The organism is Tardiphaga sp. (genome assembly GCF_044340795.1).
GTDB lineage: Bacteria > Pseudomonadota > Alphaproteobacteria > Rhizobiales > Xanthobacteraceae > Tardiphaga.
Genome location: NZ_JBIISY010000136.1, coordinates 1 through 16214, shown reverse-complemented (window position 1 = coordinate 16214; position 16214 = coordinate 1). Strand labels below are relative to the sequence as shown.

Here is a 16214-nt window from a genome sequence, read left to right as displayed (position 1 = left end):
GTCAGCGACGACTGCAGGCGGACTACGCCGCTGTTCACAAATGTATCGGCAAAGGTCCCGCTGCCGCTCCAGGTCCAGTCGGTGCCTTCGGCGATCAGGGTCTGAAAATTCACGAAAGGATTGGCGACCGTACCGCTGCCCTGCAGGCGCACCACATTGGCACCGGCGCCGCCATTCGCTGTGCCGATGATCTGCGAGCCCGTTTGCAGGATGAAGGTGACATTGCCATTGCCCCCGCTCAGCGCGGTGCCGTTGCCGCCACTGATCAGACCGGCGTTGGTGATGGTGGTGGCGCCATTCAAGGTCCGTAGGGCGGTCCCCTGATCGCTGATGATCTGGCCGCCCGCGAGATTGTCGATCCGCGCCGTAAATCCCGAACCGGCCGTGTTCGAGAACACGCCTTCCGAGCCGATGCCGGTGGCGCGGATGATGCCCGAATTGATCAGGCGGTCATTGGTGCCCTGCAGATAGGCCCCGGTGCTGCTGGCGCCGTTGGTCTGCAATGTCCCCGTATTCGTGATGAGGCCGTTCTGTCCCAGGATCGAGGCCGCGCGCGCATTGCTCCCATTGGTGGTGACGCTGCCATTGTTGATCAATGTGTTGTTGGGCTGGCCACCGCCACTCTGGCCCCAGCTCGCTGTCATCCCATAGCCGTTGGGGCCTGCTGTGGTGATGGTGCCGTTATTGATCAGCGTATTGCCGCTGCCATCCGCGGCCATGCCGTCATTGTAGGCACCGGTAGTCGCGACAATGCCGAGTGCACCATTGGTGACGACATTGTTGCTGCCGGAGCCGAGCAGGCCGGCACCGCGATTGAGGCCGCTCCCGCCGCCGCCCGACAACGCGACGCTTCCATCGTTATTGATGATGCTTCCATCGACGACGCTGACAGCGGTGACGCTGGTGGTTCGCGCGATCGCGAGCGCGCTGCCATTCTGGATGTTCACCGTCACCGATGTACTGCCGGGAGCGGCGTTGACGGCGGTTGTCGCTGGATTGGGCGGTGATGCGTCGCAGGTTACGGCCTGTCCAGTGCCGGGCGCGCCGCTGCTGCATGCGGCCTCTGCACGATCACTGAAAAGCATGAGTGACGCAGCAGGCGTGAGCAGCGTCGAAATGATCAAAGCACCGATGGAGTAATTGACGGAACTGTGCTTGTCGTCGAAGGCCAGCCGCTTCAACCGATCACTTACACAACATTCTTCAAATCGATGACGCGGCCGAAATGAACTGCATTTCGGCATTCCAACATTCCAGATGTCATTGATGTAAAGGTGCTTCGCCTTCGCGATCGAAGCTGACCGACGTGCATAGCGCTGTCAACCACGCATCACGGAAGCGACAACATGAAACCGCAATATTTCCATCGCGGTTCGGTTCCAACGTGTTTGAAAGGTTACTCGCTAAGCTTTGACGCGGACGTAACTACCCGGCGCGTCTTCGAGCGGCGGATACGCATCCGTGCCGACATGGCGTGCCGGCACTTCCTCGCCATCGATGCCGCCGATCCATTCGCGCCAGTTCGGCCACCACGAGCCCGCATGCTCAGTGGCGGACTTCATCCAGTCGGCGACATCAGCTGCGTGATTGCTGTCGCTGGTCCAGTATTGATACTTGCCGGATGCGGGCGGATTGACCACGCCGGCGATGTGGCCCGAGCCAGACAGCACATATTTCACCGGGCCACCGAAGAATTGCGAGCCATACAGCACCGACTCCGCCGGCGCGATGTGGTCCTCGCGGGTGGCGAGATTATAGACAGGCACCTTCACCTTGGAGAGATCGAGCCGGGTGTTGTCGAGCACCATGTTGCCGGTGGAGAGCTTGTTCTCCAGGTAGCAGTTGCGCAGGTAGAAGGAGTGATTGGCGGCCGGCATCCGTGTTGCGTCGGAATTCCAGTGCAACAGGTCGAAGGCGCGGGGCATGTTGCCCTTGAGATAGTTGTTCACGACATAGGACCAGATCAGGTCGTTCGAGCGCAGCATGTTGAAGGCCATGGCCATCTTGGCGCCTTCGAGCACGCCCGCGGCCTGCATGTCCTTTTCCAGCGCCGAGATCTGGTCCTCGTCGACGAACACCATCAGATCGCCCGCATGGGTGAAGTCGATCTGCGCGGCCATGAAGGTGGCCGAAGCGGCGCGGACGCGGCGGTGCTCGGCCAGCCAGGCCAGTGTCGAGGCGAGCAGGGTGCCGCCGACGCAATAGCCGATGGTGTGCACGGTGAGCTCGCCGGTAACCTTCTCGATCACATCCATGGCGGCCAGCGGGCCTTGCTTCATGTAGTCTTCAAAGGTCTTGGCGCCGAGCGCCTTGTCCGGATTGACCCAAGAAATCACGAACACCGTGAGGCCCTGATCGACGCACCACTTGATGAACGACTTCTCGGGCTTCAGGTCGAGAATGTAGAACTTGTTGATCCACGGCGGCACGATCAGCAGCGGTGTCCGCAGCACGCTTTCGGTCGCCGGCGTGTACTGGATCAGCTGCATGATCTCGTTCTGGTAGATCACCTTGCCCGGCGTCGTCGCCATGTTGACGCCGACCGCCAGATTGGTCGGATCGGATTGGCGGATCTTGAGGGCGCCGCGGCCGGCTTCCATGTCCTCGGCCAGCATCGACATGCCGCGCATGAGGTTGCTGCCGTTCGATGCCACGGTCTCGCGCAGCACTTCCGGGTTGGTCAGCACGAAATTCGACGGCGACAGCGCATTGGTGATCTGCGTGACGTAGAACTCGGCTTTCTTGCGCGTATGCGCGTCGAGCCCTTCCGCATTGCGGACGAGCTCATGCGCCCATTGGGTGCCGAGCAGATAGGCCTGCAAGACGAAGTCGAAAAACTGGTTCGACTTCCATTCGGGATCGCTGAAGCGCTTGTCCTTGAGCGGCGCCTGCGTGCCGGACTCCGTCGCTTCGCCGGTCATCCGGCGCATCGCCGTGCCCCACAGATCGAGATAGGCGCGGCCGAGCTTCATCTGCAGCTCGGTGGACCGCTTCTCGTCGGACAGCCAGTAATTGGCCACCGTGCTGAAGGTCTTGATGATCTCGCTCAGCTCATTCGGTGGCTTGTCGACGGTTTCGCCGGTTTGCCGCGGCTGCAGATAGGCGGCGAGTGCCTTGCCGCTGCTTTCCATGGCGCGGGCCATGTTGAGCGCGAAGGCCTCGGGGTTGAACGGTTTCGCGGCTCCGTCGTCTTTGCCGTTCGCTTGCCCGTTGGCGGGGCCGGAGGAGGTGCGGGGGTCGGCGACGTCGGTCATGGCGCAGCTTCGGTTTCATTCCAATGCGGTGACGATACGTCACCACGCGGCAGCATGATGACATAGTTCGCAGATCGCCGCAGGATTCGATGTGCTGCGCTGCGACATTGCCCCTGTTTGGGTCTTGCTTCCGTCATATTAGCCAGCCAAGCCTGCGTCATTCTGACGGTGTTAAAGATTTGTCACCTAGTAAGGTGCCGCGCGGCAGACGATGCCGTGCGTGAGACGATGGTGGGTGTTGCGTGAAGCGTTCGGGAACAGTCGGCGGGACGATGGCAGGTGGCCGGGCAGGGGCCGCGGCAGCGCTGCTGGCGCTCGGCCTCGTTCTGGGCGGCTGCGCCTCGACCGTTGCTGATCTCCCTGTCGTCGGTGCCCCAGCGGGCCTGCCGCAGCGCCCGGCCCAGCCGGGCGAATACCTCCCGGTGCACGACATTCCTACCGCCCGCAGCAACGACAAGACGCTCGCCCCGGCCGACCAGGCCAAGCTCGAGGCCGACCTGATCAAGGCCCGCGACCGTCAGGCTGTGGCTCCGGCCGATCCAGCGGCAAAAACCTCGACCCGCTGAGCGATTCCACCCGGTCGTGACTGGTGTCACCCGGTCCCCATGCTAAAAAGAAGCGATTCAACCGCACCTTGAAGGCGGTTCCCCCGGAGCCCGAGACCCATGGAAGACTTTTACCGCATTCGCCGTCTGCCGCCCTATGTGTTCGAACAGATCAACCGAGCCAAGGCCGCCGCGCGTAATTCGGGCGCCGATATCATCGATATGGGCATGGGTAATCCGGATCTGCCGACCCCGCCGCATGTCCTTGAAAAGCTCAAGGAGACCCTCGGCAAGCCGCGCACCGATGGCTATTCGTCCTCGAAGGGCATCCCCGGCCTCCGCAAGGCCCAGGCCGGCTATTACGCCCGTCGGTTCGGCGTGAAGCTGAACCCGGATACCCAGATCGTTGCCACGCTCGGCTCCAAGGAAGGCTTTGCCAACGTCGCCCAGGCGATCACCGCGCCCGGCGATGTCGTGCTGGTGCCCAATCCCAGCTATCCCATCCACGCCTTCGGCTTCCTGATGGCCGGTGGCGTGATCCGCTCGGTGCCGTCTGATCCGACGCCGGATTTCTTCCCGGCCGTCGAGCGCGCCATCCAGCACTCGATCCCGAAGCCGATCGCACTGGTGGTCTGCTATCCGTCGAACCCCACCGCCAAGGTCGCCAGCCTCGACTTCTACAAGGACCTCGTCGCCTTCGCGAAGAAGCACGAGATCTACATCCTGTCGGATCTCGCTTATGCCGAGGTCTATTTCAACGACAAGAACCCGCCGCCTTCGGTGCTGCAGGTGCCGGGCGCCATCGACGTCTGCGTCGAGTTCACCTCAATGTCCAAGACCTTCTCCATGGCCGGCTGGCGCATGGGCTTTGCGGTTGGCAACGAGCGCATCATCTCGGCGCTGACCCGTGTGAAGTCCTATCTCGATTACGGTGCCTTCACGCCGGTGCAGGTCGCGGCGACCGCTGCGCTGAACGGGCCGGAAGACTGCATCAAGGAAATGCGCGACACCTACCGCAAGCGCCGCGACGTGCTGGTGGACAGCTTCGGCCGTGCCGGCTGGACCATTCCGTCCCCGGAATCGTCGATGTTCGCCTGGGCGCCGCTGCCGGAGAAGTTTCGCGAGGTCGGCTCCATGCAGTTTGCAACGCTTCTGGTTGAAAAGTCGGGCGTCGTGGTCGCGCCCGGCATCGGTTTCGGCGAGCATGGCGAGGGCTATGTCCGCATCGCCATGGTCGAAAACGAGCAGCGCATTCGCCAGGCTGCTCGCGGCGTCCGCCGCTTCCTTGAAAGCGGGCTGGAAACGTTGCACAACGTGGTTCCGCTCGCCAATCGGCGATAGGCACAGAACGGGCGTCGCCTGCGGCGCCCGGTCAGTCGCTCAATAAGAACTCTTCCGACAGGTTACAGTTTATGGTCGCACCCCTCAAAGTGGGTATCGCGGGTCTCGGCACCGTTGGCGCCGAAGTCGTCCGTCTCATCGAAGCGCAGCAGTCTATCCTTTCGGCACGCTGTGGCCGTGGCATCAAGGTCGTGGCGGTCACTGCGCGCAACAAGGCCAAGAAGCGCGGTATCGATCTGCGCGGCATTGACTGGATGAAGGACCCACTGGCGGTCGCGACCCATCCCGAGGTCGACTGCTTTGTCGAACTGATGGGCGGCGCGGGCGATCCTGCTTTGTCGTCGATCTCCGCAGCGCTCGCGGCCGGCAAGTCCGTTGTCACCGCGAACAAGGCGCTGGTCGCCAAGCATGGCGTCAAGCTCGCCACTCTGGCCGAGAAGCATGGCGGCGCGCTCAATTATGAAGCCGCCGTCGCCGGTGCGATCCCGGTGATCAAGACCATTCGCGAGGGCCTGTCGGGCACCTCGATCAATCGCGTCTATGGCATTCTCAACGGCACCTGCAATTACATCCTGACCCGGATGGAACAGGAAGGTTTGTCCTTCGAGGAATGCCTCAAGGATGCACAGCGTCTCGGCTATGCCGAAGCCGAACCGTCGTTCGACGTGGACGGCTATGACACCGCGCAGAAACTCGCGATCCTGGCCAGCCTCGCATTCGGCACCAAGGTGGCCGAGAGTGCCGTGTCGGTGGAAGGCATCTCGACCATCGCCGCTGAAGATCTCCGTGCTGCCGCCGAACTTGGCTACCGCATCAAGCTGCTCGGCGTCGCCATGCGCACCAAGACGGGCATCGAGCAGCGCGTGCATCCGACCATGGTGCCGCTGACCTCGTCCATCGCGCAGGTGATGGGCGTGACCAATGCGGTCACCATCGACGGCGCCGGTGTTGCGCCGATCACCCTGGTCGGTCCTGGCGCAGGTGGTGCGGCGACGGCGTCCGCTGTGCTCGCCGATATCGCCGATGTCGCACGCAATGTCCGCGCGCTGCCATTCGCGCAGCCGGTTGCGAACCTCAAGACGACCACCAAGGCGCCGATGGAGCGTCACGAAGGCGGCTATTACATCCGCCTGATGGCGCGTGATCTCGCCGGCACCGCTGCGCGTATCGCCACGCGCCTGGCCGAGCAGAAGATCTCGCTCGAATCCATCGTGCAGAAGCATCCGAATGGGGGCCTGGAGCCGATCGACGGCACCAAGAAATCGTCACCCGTGCCGGTTATCCTGATCACCTATGCGACGTCCGAAGACGCCATGCGCCGCGCGCTGCAGGCGGTGCAGAAGGACAAGGTGATCTCCGGCAAGCCGCAGGTCATTCGTATCGAGAAGAACTGAACGCCCGCGTAAGAGTTATACGGGGGCAGCCGCCCCAACGGGGTGTCTGTCCCCGCCGAACTAAAGGAGCTTTTCCATGTCCACCCATATTTCCGTCCCGCCGCAGCAGCTCCTCGAGCGCATCCTGACGCTGGAAATCGTCCGCGTCACCGAACGCGCCGCCGTCTCCGCTGCGCGCCTGCGCGGTCATGGCAAGGAAAAGGCCGCCGACCAGGCCGCCGTGGACGCGATGCGCCGCGAGCTCAACAAGCTGCCCATCGAAGGCACCATCGTGATCGGCGAGGGCGAGCGCGACGAAGCGCCGATGCTGTTCATCGGAGAAAAGGTCGGCATCAATGCCGGCCCCAAGGTGGACATCGCCGTCGATCCGCTCGAAGGCACCACGCTGTGCGCCAAGGACATGCCGGGCTCGATCGCCACGCTCGCCATGGCCGATGGCGGCACGCTGCTGCATGCCCCCGACGTCTACATGGAAAAGCTGGCGATCGGTCCGGGCTACGACAAGAACCTGCTCGATCTCGATGCCCCGCCGGCCGAGAACATCCAGCGTCTTGCCAAGGCCAAGGGCGTGCCCGTGTCCGAGATCACGGCACTGGTGCTGGAGCGTCCGCGCCATGAACCGCTCATCAACGCGATCCGCGCCACCGGCGCCTCGCTGCGTCTGATCCCGGACGGTGACGTTGCTGGCGTCATCCACACCACCGATCCCGACAAGTCGGGCATCGATATCTATATGGGCACCGGCGGCGCTCCTGAAGGCGTGCTGGCGGCTGTGGCACTGCGCTGCATCGGCGGCCAGATGCTGACCCGCCTGATCCTCGACACCGACGAGAAGCGTGAGCGCGCCAAGAAGATGGGCGTCAACGATCCGAAGATGATCTACCGCATCGAGGACATGGCCAAGGGCGACTGCCTGTTCGCGGCCACCGGCGTCACCGACGGCGCGCTGCTGTCGGGCGTCAAGTTCCGCGGCAACGTGATCGAGACCGAGACCATCGTGATGCGTTCGGTGACCGGTACCGTCCGCATCATCAAGGGCGAACATCGCCAGCTCGAAAAATTCCACCTCGATTGAGCCAGAGCAGATGCCCAAAGCTCAGAACGTCGAGATTCGCCCGGTCGGCCCCGATGAACGGGCCGCCTGGGAGCCGCTGTGGCAGGGCTATCTGACCTTCTACAAGGCGACGTTGCCTCAGGTCGCCACCGACACGGCATGGAAGCGCTTTCACGATGCGAATGAGCAGATGTTTCTGCTCGGCGCCTATGTGGACGGCAAGCTGACCGGCATCGTGCAGTTCCTGTATCACCGCTCGTCCTGGACGCCGGGCGATTACTGCTATCTGCAGGATCTGTTCGTCGACAACAGCGCCCGCGGTCTCGGCCTCGGCCGTGCGCTGATCGAGGCGGTCTATGCCAAGGCGAAAGCCGATGGCTGCAGCCGCGTGCACTGGCTGACCCAGAACGAGAATGCGCAGGCACGGATTCTCTACGATCAGGTCGCGGACAATTCGGGCTTCATGCAGTATCGGAAGATACTCTGACAACACTCGTCGTTCCGGGGCGCGCCATTCGGCGCGAACCCGGGACCTCGTATTAGTTTGAACTCCGTAAAGCCAAACACTCTGAGATTCCGGAGCGCACCTTCGGTGCGCCCCGAAATGACGAGATAAAAAATAAAACGGGAGCGAGACCATGAGCGACACCACCGCCGTTAAGGCCCTAATCTTCGACGTGTTCGGCACCGTGGTCGACTGGCGCACCAGCCTGATCAACGATCTCTCTGCATGGAGTGAGCCGCGCGGCATCAAGGCTGATTGGGCCGCTCTCGTCGATGCATGGCGGCAGGCCTATGTGCCCTCCATGGACAGCGTGCGCCATCATCCCGAGCGGGGCTTCCTCAAGCTCGACAAGCTGCATCGTCAGTCGCTGGAAACCCTGGTCGATAGGTTCGGGATCACGGGCCTGACCGACGACGACCTGCATCATCTCACCCTCGGCTGGCACCGCCTGCATCCGTGGAAGGACTCGGTGCCGGGCCTCACGCGTCTGAAGACGAAATTCGTCATCAGCCCGCTATCGAACGGCAATGTGGCGCTGCTCACCAACATGGCCAAATTCGGCGGCCTGCCATGGGACCTGATCATGAGCGCCGAGCTGTTCAAGCACTACAAGCCCGATCCCGAAAGCTATCTCGGCGCCTGCGAGCTGCTCAGCCTGAAGCCGCATGAAGTGATGATGGTCGCCGCCCACAACAACGATCTCGATGCCGCCCAGAAATGCGGCCTCAAGACCGGCTTCGTCCCCCGCGTCACCGAATACGGCCCGCTGCAGAACCGCGACTTCAAGGCGGACGGTGCCTGGGACGTGGTGGCGGATGATTTTGTGGATATGGCGAAGCGGCTGGGGTGTTGAGGCGCAATACGTTCAACTGTCATTGCCCGGCTTGACCGGGCAATCCGGTGAACACAGTCATCTGCGCTTAAACACGATCGCCGTCACATACTGGATCCCCCGCTTTCGCGGGTGATGACAATCAGGGCAGGGTGCCGGCAGCGATTTGCGGAAATCCGCGTCGCGGCCTATTCCTGTGGCATGTCCCCATCGACCGACATCCCCGAACTGATCCATCCCGCCTTTCTCGGCGTGACCCAGTCCGCCACCGGGCGGATCTGGCGCGACCGCGTCGATCAGCGCGGTGCGGCACGGGCGCTGGCGATGGTGCAGCGGTTCAAGCTGCCGGAAATGCTGGCGCGCGTGATCGCGGGGCGGAACATCGAGCTCGATGCTGTCGAGGACTTTCTCGATCCCACCATCCGAAAACTGATGCCGGACCCTTACACTGTCACCCAGATGGAAGCCGCCGCAAAGCGCATCGCGGACGCCGCCCAGCGCGGCGAGAAGGTGGCGATCTTCGGCGACTATGATGTGGACGGCGCCACATCCTCCGCGCTGCTCGCTTGGCATCTGCGCCATTGCGGCCTCGATCCGCAGATCCATATTCCCGATCGCATCTTCGAGGGCTACGGTCCCAATGTGGATGCGATCCGCGCACTGGCGGGGAAGGGCAATACGCTGCTCGTCACCGTCGATTGCGGCACCACGTCCTTCGAGCCGCTGGCGGAAGCGAAGAAGCTTGGCATGTCCGTGGTCGTCATCGATCACCACCAGGCCAATGAGGAACTGCCCGACGTCGATGCCGTCGTGAATCCCAACCGCCTCGACGACATTTCCGGTCTCGGCCATCTCGCCGCCGTCGGCCTCGTGCTGATCACGCTGGTGGCCGTCAATCGCGAGCTGCGCGCGCGCGGCTTCTGGAAGCCGGAGATGCCCGAGCCGAACCTGCTCGACATGCTGCATCACGTCGCCCTCGGCACCGTCGCCGACGTCGCGCCGCTGATCGGCCTCAACCGCGCCTTCGTCGCAAAAGGCCTGATCGCGTTGCGCCGCCGCGATCACGTCGGCCATGTCGCGCTGATGGACGTGGCACGCCTGAATGGCCCGCCCGAAGCCTGGCATCTCGGTTTCATGCTCGGCCCGCGCATCAATGCCGGCGGGCGCATCGGCCGCGCCGATCTTGGCGTGCGCCTGCTGCTGGAAGGCGATGTGTCCGAAGCGGCCCGGATCGCCGCCGAACTCGATCGCCTCAATACAGAACGCCGCGTCATTGAACAGGCGGCGGAAGCACAGGCCGAAGCCGAAGCGCTCGCGGCGCTTGGGCTCGAGGACAAAGGCAGCGTCATCGTCACCGCATCGGAAGGCTGGCATCCCGGCGTGGTTGGCCTCGTCGCCTCGCGCCTAAAGGAGAAATTCGCGCGGCCGTCCTTCGCCATCGCGCTGGAGCCCGGTGGTATCGGCACCGGCTCCGGCCGCTCGATCTCCGGCGTTGATCTCGGCAAGGCGGTGCGGCAGGCCGTGGCCGATGGCCTGCTCATGAAGGGCGGTGGTCACGCCATGGCGGCGGGCGTTACGTTGCGCAAGGAAAAGCTCGGTGAATTCCGCGCCTTTCTGGAAGAGCGCCTCGCGCCGGATGTCGCGAAATCACGCAACGAGAAGGAGCTGTTCATCGACGGCGCCGTCACCGCGCGTGGCGTCACCGTCGATCTCGTCAACACGCTCAATCGCGCCGGGCCGTTCGGTCAGGCCAATCCGGAGCCGGTGATCGCGTTGCCGGCACATCAGCTCGCTTATGTCGATGAGGTCGGCCAGGCGCATCTGCGGCTGCGGCTGAAATCGTCGGACGGTGCCATGGTGAACGGCATCGCGTTCCGCTCCATCGGCCAAAAGCTCGGCAACGCGCTGCAGGAATATCGCGGCCAGCAGGTGCATGTGGCCGGCTCGCTGACCGTCGATCGCTGGCAGGGGCAGGAGCGGGTACAGATGCGCGTGATCGACGTCGCGCTGCCGTCGTCCGAGCCGCGAATGATCCGCTGATGTCTTATGCAGCGATGCGGGCGCTGGCCCCGACTTCCGAGGCCGCAGGCGCACTGCCGGATTCGGCCGCCACGAGGGTGAAGCGATAGCCGTGCAGTTCGAGCGTCGGCAGCACGCCCACGCTGTCGCCGAACACCGCGATGCGATGTTTCAGTTCTTCCGGCGAGATGGTGAGCGGGATCTGGCACATGGCGGCGAAGTCGGCACGCGTCTTGCGATTATTGCCCCACAATACGTCGCTCTCCACCAGCGGTGACGCCTGCGTCGCCAGTGTCGGCATCATGTTCACGAACATCTCGATCAGCCTCGCATAGACCATCTGCTCGAGTCCGCCGACATTGAGGCCGGGTGGAATGGCGAACGGATCGACGGCAACGATCGGCCCCGCATCGACGCGTTCCACCATGCGATGCATGGTGCAGCCGAAGTCGGTTGCGCGGTCATAGGTCGCAAAATGCGCCGGCGCCCAGCCCGGATATTGTGGTGGTCCCGGATGGAAATTATAGGCGCCTTGGCCGAGCCGATCGAGCACCGCTCCGGGGACGATCACATCGGTGGTGAAGGCGATAAGACGTGCCTGGCGCAGCTGCCGCGATGTGATGGCCCGCAGATCCTCAAGGGTGAATGCGGGCAGCACGTTGAGGGCCGGATTGCATTCGCAAAGCCGCGGGGCGAAGACTGAAAATTCGTCGCGGCCGGTTAGAAGAATGATGGTGTCGAACATGCCGGGTACCGGTGGGAATCAAACGCGATCAAGCGTCACAATCCGGGCTTGACCGAGCCTGACCGACCGGACCGTCACCTCCGCCGCAGCCGCGTCGAATAGCGATACCGGTCCGCCGGATGAATGCTGAGCGACACTTCCGCCAGCTCGTTCGAAGCAAACAGATACTGCCGCCGGATCGACAGCGCATGCGCGCCGGCCTCGGCCTTCAGCGGCTCCGCCATCACATCTGAAACACCGACCGCCGAGATATCCTGACGGATCTCCACGAACCGCCGTCCCGAAATCTTTTCCACCAGCGTGCCGAAGATCTCGTGATGTCCGTCCATCTTCGCGCGTACTTCGTCGGCAAAGGCGCCGTCGATATATACATCGGTCCAGCAGATCGGCGTCTGCGTGGCGTCGCCCGGGATCATGCGCAGGCTGGAGATGCAGAGCCATCGCCGCCCGGGCCGGCAGCCCAGCTGTTTTGCCAGTTCGCCGTCCGCGACCACATCGGCCACCTGCTGCACATGCCGCTCGGTCTCCATGCCGAACTGCTGCACCGCCTCGATCGTGTTCAGCGCGTGTGTGAAGCCGTCACCTCCGGGCGCTGGCGCCGCGGCTTCCACCCGCGTGCCGGCGTTGCGCTTGCGGCTCACGAGGCCCGACGCCTGCAGCTCCTGCATCGCCGCGCGGACGGTCGAGCGGCTGACGGCAAACTGCTCGGCCAGCTCGAATTCCGTCGGCAGCACGGAGCCCACCGGATGGCGGCCGTCCGCGATCGCCTCGGTCAGTGCCCGGGCCACAAATGCGTATCGTTTTTCGACGGTTGCCACTGAAGCCCCTGAGTCTCTGTTCCCATTCATGGAAGCCCGATCCTCCGCCACCCCGTCAAGGAAGCAGGTTGACATAAGGTTTATGTTCGTACAAGTTAATATGTACGAACATAAAGGGAGGGCTTCATGGGGAGCACGGTTTTCGACTCGGTGCTGTTTCGCGACATGTTTGGCACCGCGGAGATGCGCGAGATCTTCACCGACGAGGCGCTGGTCGGCCGCTATATCGAGGCTGAAGTCGCGCTGGCCCGTGCCCAGGCTCGTCTCGGCGTCGTGCCGCAGGACGCGGCCCAGGCCATCGAGGCCGCCGCCGAGTCCATCACCATCGATTACGACAAGCTCCGCCGCGAGACCGAGATCGTCGGCTATCCCATCCTGCCGCTGGTGCATCAGCTCTCGGCCGCTGCGGGCGAGGCCGGCGGCTTCGTCCATTGGGGGGCGACCACCCAGGACATCATGGACACCGCCAATGTCCTGCAGATCCGCGCCGCGCTGACGATCGTCGCGCGCGACCTGCGCGAGGTGCGCGACATCCTCAAGGCCATGGCCAGGAAATATCGCGACACGCCGATGGCCGGGCGCACCCATCTGCAGCAGGCGCTGCCGGTGACCTTCGGCTACAAGGCCGCCGTCTGGCTGTCCTCCATCGATCGTCATATCGAGCGTGTCGATCAGGCGCTGCCGCGCATCCTGCTGGGCGAATTCTCGGGTGCTGCCGGCACGCTCGCGTCCGTGGGCGAGGGCGGCCTCGACATGCAGAAGCTGTTTTGCGAGGAGCTCGGGCTGCATCAGCCCTCGATCACCTGGCATGTCGCCCGCGACGGCATCGCCGAAGCCGTGACGCTGCTCGGCCTGATCACCGGCACCCTCGGCAAGATCGCTACCGACGTGATGTTGTTGTCGTCGTCGGAGTTCGGCGAGGTTGCCGAGCCGTTCGTGCCCGGCCGCGGCGCGTCGTCGACCATGCCGCAAAAGCGCAACGCGATTTCGAGCGAGCTGATGCTGGCCGCGGCCAAGGCAGTGCGCCAGCACGTCGCCACCATGCTCGACGGCATGATCCACGATCTCGAACGTGCCACCGGCCCGTGGCATGTGGAATGGGCTTCGCTGCCGGAAAGCTTTTTGCTCACCGCCTCGTCGCTGGCGAACGCAAAGTTCATGCTCGGCGGTCTCGTCGTGCACGAGAAACGCATGCTGGAGAACCTCGATCTGACTCACGGTCTCATCGTCGCCGAGGCCGTGATGATGGCGGCAGCGCCAAAGCTCGGCCGCCAGCATGCCCATGACGTCGTCTATGACGCCTGCCGCAAGGCCATCGAGGGCGGCGGCAAGCTCGCCGACATTCTCGCCGAAGTTCCGGAGATCACCGAAGCGCTCGGCGACAAGGACGCGATCCGCAGGCGTTGCGATCCCGCGAACTATCTCGGCATGTGCGGCCCGATGGTCGATCGCGTGCTGAGCCTGAGCAAGTAACGCGAATTGTAGGATGGGTAGAGCAAAGGCGCGTAGCGCCGGAGCGAAACCCATCATGGCAAGGCGCCTGTGGTGATGGGTTTCGCTGCGCTCCACCCATCCTATGACAACACAACAGACAACCCGGGAGAGATTTTAATGACCAGGACAATTTCGAAAACCGCACTGATCCTCGCCACTGCTCTCCTGGCCGCTCCGGCGACCGCGCAAGAATTCCCGACCCGCACCATCACCATGAACATGCCATATTCGGCCGGCGGCCCCGGCGACACCATAGCGCGCCTGCTTGCGCAGGCCATGAGCGGCCCGCTGAAGCAGCAGGTGATCGTCGAGAACACGACGGGCGCCGGCGGCTCCATCGGCAGCGCCAAGGTCGCAGCCTCCGCGCCGGATGGTTACAATCTGCTGCTGATCCATATCAGCCACGCCACCAATCCGGCGCTGTATCCGAAACTCAAGTTCGATCCGATCAAGGACTATGAGCCGATCGGCCTCGCCGTCGATCTGCCTTCCGTCTTCGTCGCGCGAAAGGATCTTCCGGCCAAGAATCTGGAAGAACTGATCGCCTGGATGAAGACGACCAAGGAGAAGGTGAACTACGCCCATGCCGGAATCGGCTCGGCCTCGCATCTGTGTGGCCTCTTGCTCAACGCGGCCACCGGCACCCAGCCGACCCAGATCGCCTATCGTGGCGCGGGGCCTGCCATGAACGACATGATGAGCGGGCAGGTCGACGTGATGTGCGACCAGATCGTCAATGTGGTCGGCAATGTCGATGGCGGCACCATCAAGGGCTATGCCGTCACCAGCACCGAACGTGCCCCGGCGCTGCCGAACCTCCCGACCACCGCTGAAGCCGGCCTGAAGGATTTCCAGTACACCGTCTGGTACGGCCTGTTCGCACCCAAGGGCACGCCCAAGCCGGTGCTCGACAAGCTTAACGCAGCGCTGAACGTTGCGTTGAAGGACGAGACCGTGAAGACGCGTCTGGCCGCGCTCGGCGCGCAGCCCGTGACGCCGGAACGTGCCACGCCGGACGCGCTCGCCAAGCATCTGAAGTCCGAGATCGACAAGTGGACGCCGATCATCAAGAACGCTGGCGTTGTCGGCGCCCAGTGAGCGCTACGTGACCGACGCACGCAGCGAAAAGGATTCCTTCGGCACGATCGCAGTGCCGAAGGATCGCTATTGGGGCGCGCAAACCCAGCGCGCCCTCGAGGTCTTTCAGGTGAGCGACGAGCGTTTTCCAGTCGCGCTGATCCGCGCTTTCGCCTTGCAGAAGATCGCCGCACTACGCGCCAATCTGCAGCTCGGCGTGATCGCCCCGGAGATCGCCGCACCTATGGAGGCTGCCGCGCTCGAATTGCAGCAGGGCCGCTTCGACGATCATTTCCCGTTGCCGATCTGGCAGACCGGCTCCGGCACTCAAACCAATATGAATGCCAATGAGGTGATCGCGAACCGGGCGAATGAGTTGCTCGGCCAGCCGCTCGGCACCAAGTCACCGGTGCATCCCAATGATCACGTCAATTGCTCGCAGTCGTCGAATGACAGCTTTCCGACCGTGATGCATGTGGCGACGGCGCTGCAATTGCGCAGCACTCTGCTGCCAGCATTGCGCTTGCTGCGAGATGACCTCCGCGCCAAGGCAGACGCCTTTGTCGATGTCGTCAAGATTGGCCGCACCCATCTGATGGATGCCGTGCCGATGACCATGGGGCAGGCTTTTGACGCCTTCGCGCGCCAGACCGATCACGCGATCGATCGCATCGAGGCCGTATTTCCGCGTCTCCTGATGCTGTCGCAAGGCGGTACGGCCGTCGGCTCCGGCCTCAATGCGCCCAAGGGTTTTGACAGCGCGTTCTGCGATCACCTGAATGCCCTGACCGGCGAAGCCTTCATCCCGAACCCCAGCAAGTTCGAGGGCATGGGCGCGCATGATGCGTTGGTGGAGGTTTCTGCCGCGCTGAACGGCCTCGCGGTGACACTGCTGAAGATCGCCAACGATGTCCGCTTCCTCGGCTCAGGTCCACGCTGCGGCCTCGGTGAACTCGTCATCCCGCATGACGGGCTCACATCCTCGATCATGCCGGGCAAACGCAATCCCACGATTGCTGAGATGCTGGCGCAGGTGTGTTTTCAGGTGACGGGCAACAATGCGGTTGTCACGGCTGCGAGCGCGTCCGGCAATTTCGAGCTCAACGTTGCCAAGCCTGTGATCATTCACAATGTGC

At 63.4% G+C, this 16214-nt stretch carries 14 protein-coding genes and 1 pseudogene; 11 read left to right on the top strand and 4 right to left on the bottom strand.

Annotation, left to right across the window (positions count from 1 at the left end; translation table 11 throughout):
• Positions 1-953 (bottom strand): annotated as a pseudogene (locus ACIQ17_RS20515) (hypothetical protein); the annotation flags it as partial.
• On the opposite strand from ACIQ17_RS20515, the gene ACIQ17_RS20510 reads away from it, so the two are divergent.
• The gene (locus ACIQ17_RS20510) at positions 940-1140 is read left to right on the top strand and encodes a hypothetical protein (protein ID WP_398470924.1); all 201 of its coding nucleotides are present in this window, start codon (positions 940-942) and stop codon (positions 1138-1140) included. The pseudogene ACIQ17_RS20515 and the gene ACIQ17_RS20510 overlap by 14 nt on opposite strands.
• A gap of 263 nt (positions 1141-1403) precedes the next feature.
• On the opposite strand, the gene ACIQ17_RS20505 is transcribed toward ACIQ17_RS20510, so the two are convergent.
• On the bottom strand, positions 1404-3143 hold the full coding sequence (locus ACIQ17_RS20505) for a PHA/PHB synthase family protein (RefSeq protein ID WP_398470925.1): 1740 nt from the start codon (positions 3141-3143) through the stop codon (positions 1404-1406).
• Positions 3144-3496: 353 nt separating this feature from the next.
• Here ACIQ17_RS20505 and ACIQ17_RS20500 point away from each other — a divergent pair, with 353 nt between their 5' ends.
• From ACIQ17_RS20500 to recJ, 7 genes are all read left to right on the top strand, one after another.
• Positions 3497-3820 carry a hypothetical protein gene (locus ACIQ17_RS20500; protein ID WP_398470923.1) on the top strand — a complete coding sequence of 108 codons (324 nt, stop codon included), beginning with the start codon at positions 3497-3499 and terminating at the stop codon, positions 3818-3820.
• A gap of 99 nt (positions 3821-3919) precedes the next feature.
• Entirely contained in the window at positions 3920-5140 is a 1221-nt protein-coding gene (locus ACIQ17_RS20495) for an LL-diaminopimelate aminotransferase (protein WP_398470922.1), read from the top strand.
• A 71-nt stretch (positions 5141-5211) separates the two neighbouring features.
• Positions 5212-6534: a homoserine dehydrogenase gene (locus ACIQ17_RS20490; protein ID WP_398470921.1), complete on the top strand. Its 1323-nt coding sequence runs from the start codon at positions 5212-5214 to the stop codon at positions 6532-6534.
• A 76-nt stretch (positions 6535-6610) separates the two neighbouring features.
• Entirely contained in the window at positions 6611-7609 is a 999-nt protein-coding gene (gene glpX, locus ACIQ17_RS20485) for a class II fructose-bisphosphatase (protein ID WP_398470920.1), read from the top strand.
• A 10-nt stretch (positions 7610-7619) separates the two neighbouring features.
• Positions 7620-8075: a GNAT family N-acetyltransferase gene (locus tag ACIQ17_RS20480; protein WP_398470919.1), complete on the top strand. Its 456-nt coding sequence runs from the start codon at positions 7620-7622 to the stop codon at positions 8073-8075.
• Between the two features lie 151 nt (positions 8076-8226).
• Positions 8227-8946: a haloacid dehalogenase type II gene (locus ACIQ17_RS20475; RefSeq protein WP_398470918.1), complete on the top strand. Its 720-nt coding sequence runs from the start codon at positions 8227-8229 to the stop codon at positions 8944-8946.
• A gap of 180 nt (positions 8947-9126) precedes the next feature.
• Positions 9127-10965: a single-stranded-DNA-specific exonuclease RecJ gene (recJ, locus tag ACIQ17_RS20470; RefSeq protein ID WP_398470916.1), complete on the top strand. Its 1839-nt coding sequence runs from the start codon at positions 9127-9129 to the stop codon at positions 10963-10965.
• 4 nt (positions 10966-10969) lie between these two features.
• Here the strand turns inward: recJ and ACIQ17_RS20465 are convergent, their stop codons facing one another.
• Both ACIQ17_RS20465 and ACIQ17_RS20460 read right to left on the bottom strand, forming a co-directional pair.
• Complete coding sequence (locus ACIQ17_RS20465) at positions 10970-11689, bottom strand: formyltransferase family protein (RefSeq protein WP_398470915.1); 720 nt, start codon at positions 11687-11689, stop codon at positions 10970-10972.
• 74 nt (positions 11690-11763) lie between these two features.
• Positions 11764-12507, bottom strand: coding sequence for a GntR family transcriptional regulator (locus ACIQ17_RS20460; protein ID WP_398470913.1), 744 nt, complete (start codon positions 12505-12507; stop codon positions 11764-11766).
• A 126-nt stretch (positions 12508-12633) separates the two neighbouring features.
• Between ACIQ17_RS20460 and ACIQ17_RS20455 the strand changes: the two genes are divergently transcribed.
• From ACIQ17_RS20455 to ACIQ17_RS20445, 3 genes are all read left to right on the top strand, one after another.
• Entirely contained in the window at positions 12634-13980 is a 1347-nt protein-coding gene (locus ACIQ17_RS20455) for an adenylosuccinate lyase family protein (RefSeq protein ID WP_398470912.1), read from the top strand.
• A 138-nt stretch (positions 13981-14118) separates the two neighbouring features.
• Complete coding sequence (locus tag ACIQ17_RS20450; protein ID WP_398470911.1) at positions 14119-15099, top strand: tripartite tricarboxylate transporter substrate-binding protein; 981 nt, start codon at positions 14119-14121, stop codon at positions 15097-15099.
• A 7-nt stretch (positions 15100-15106) separates the two neighbouring features.
• The coding region (locus ACIQ17_RS20445) for a class II fumarate hydratase (protein ID WP_398470910.1) at positions 15107-16214 on the top strand (1108 nt) is incomplete at its 3' end.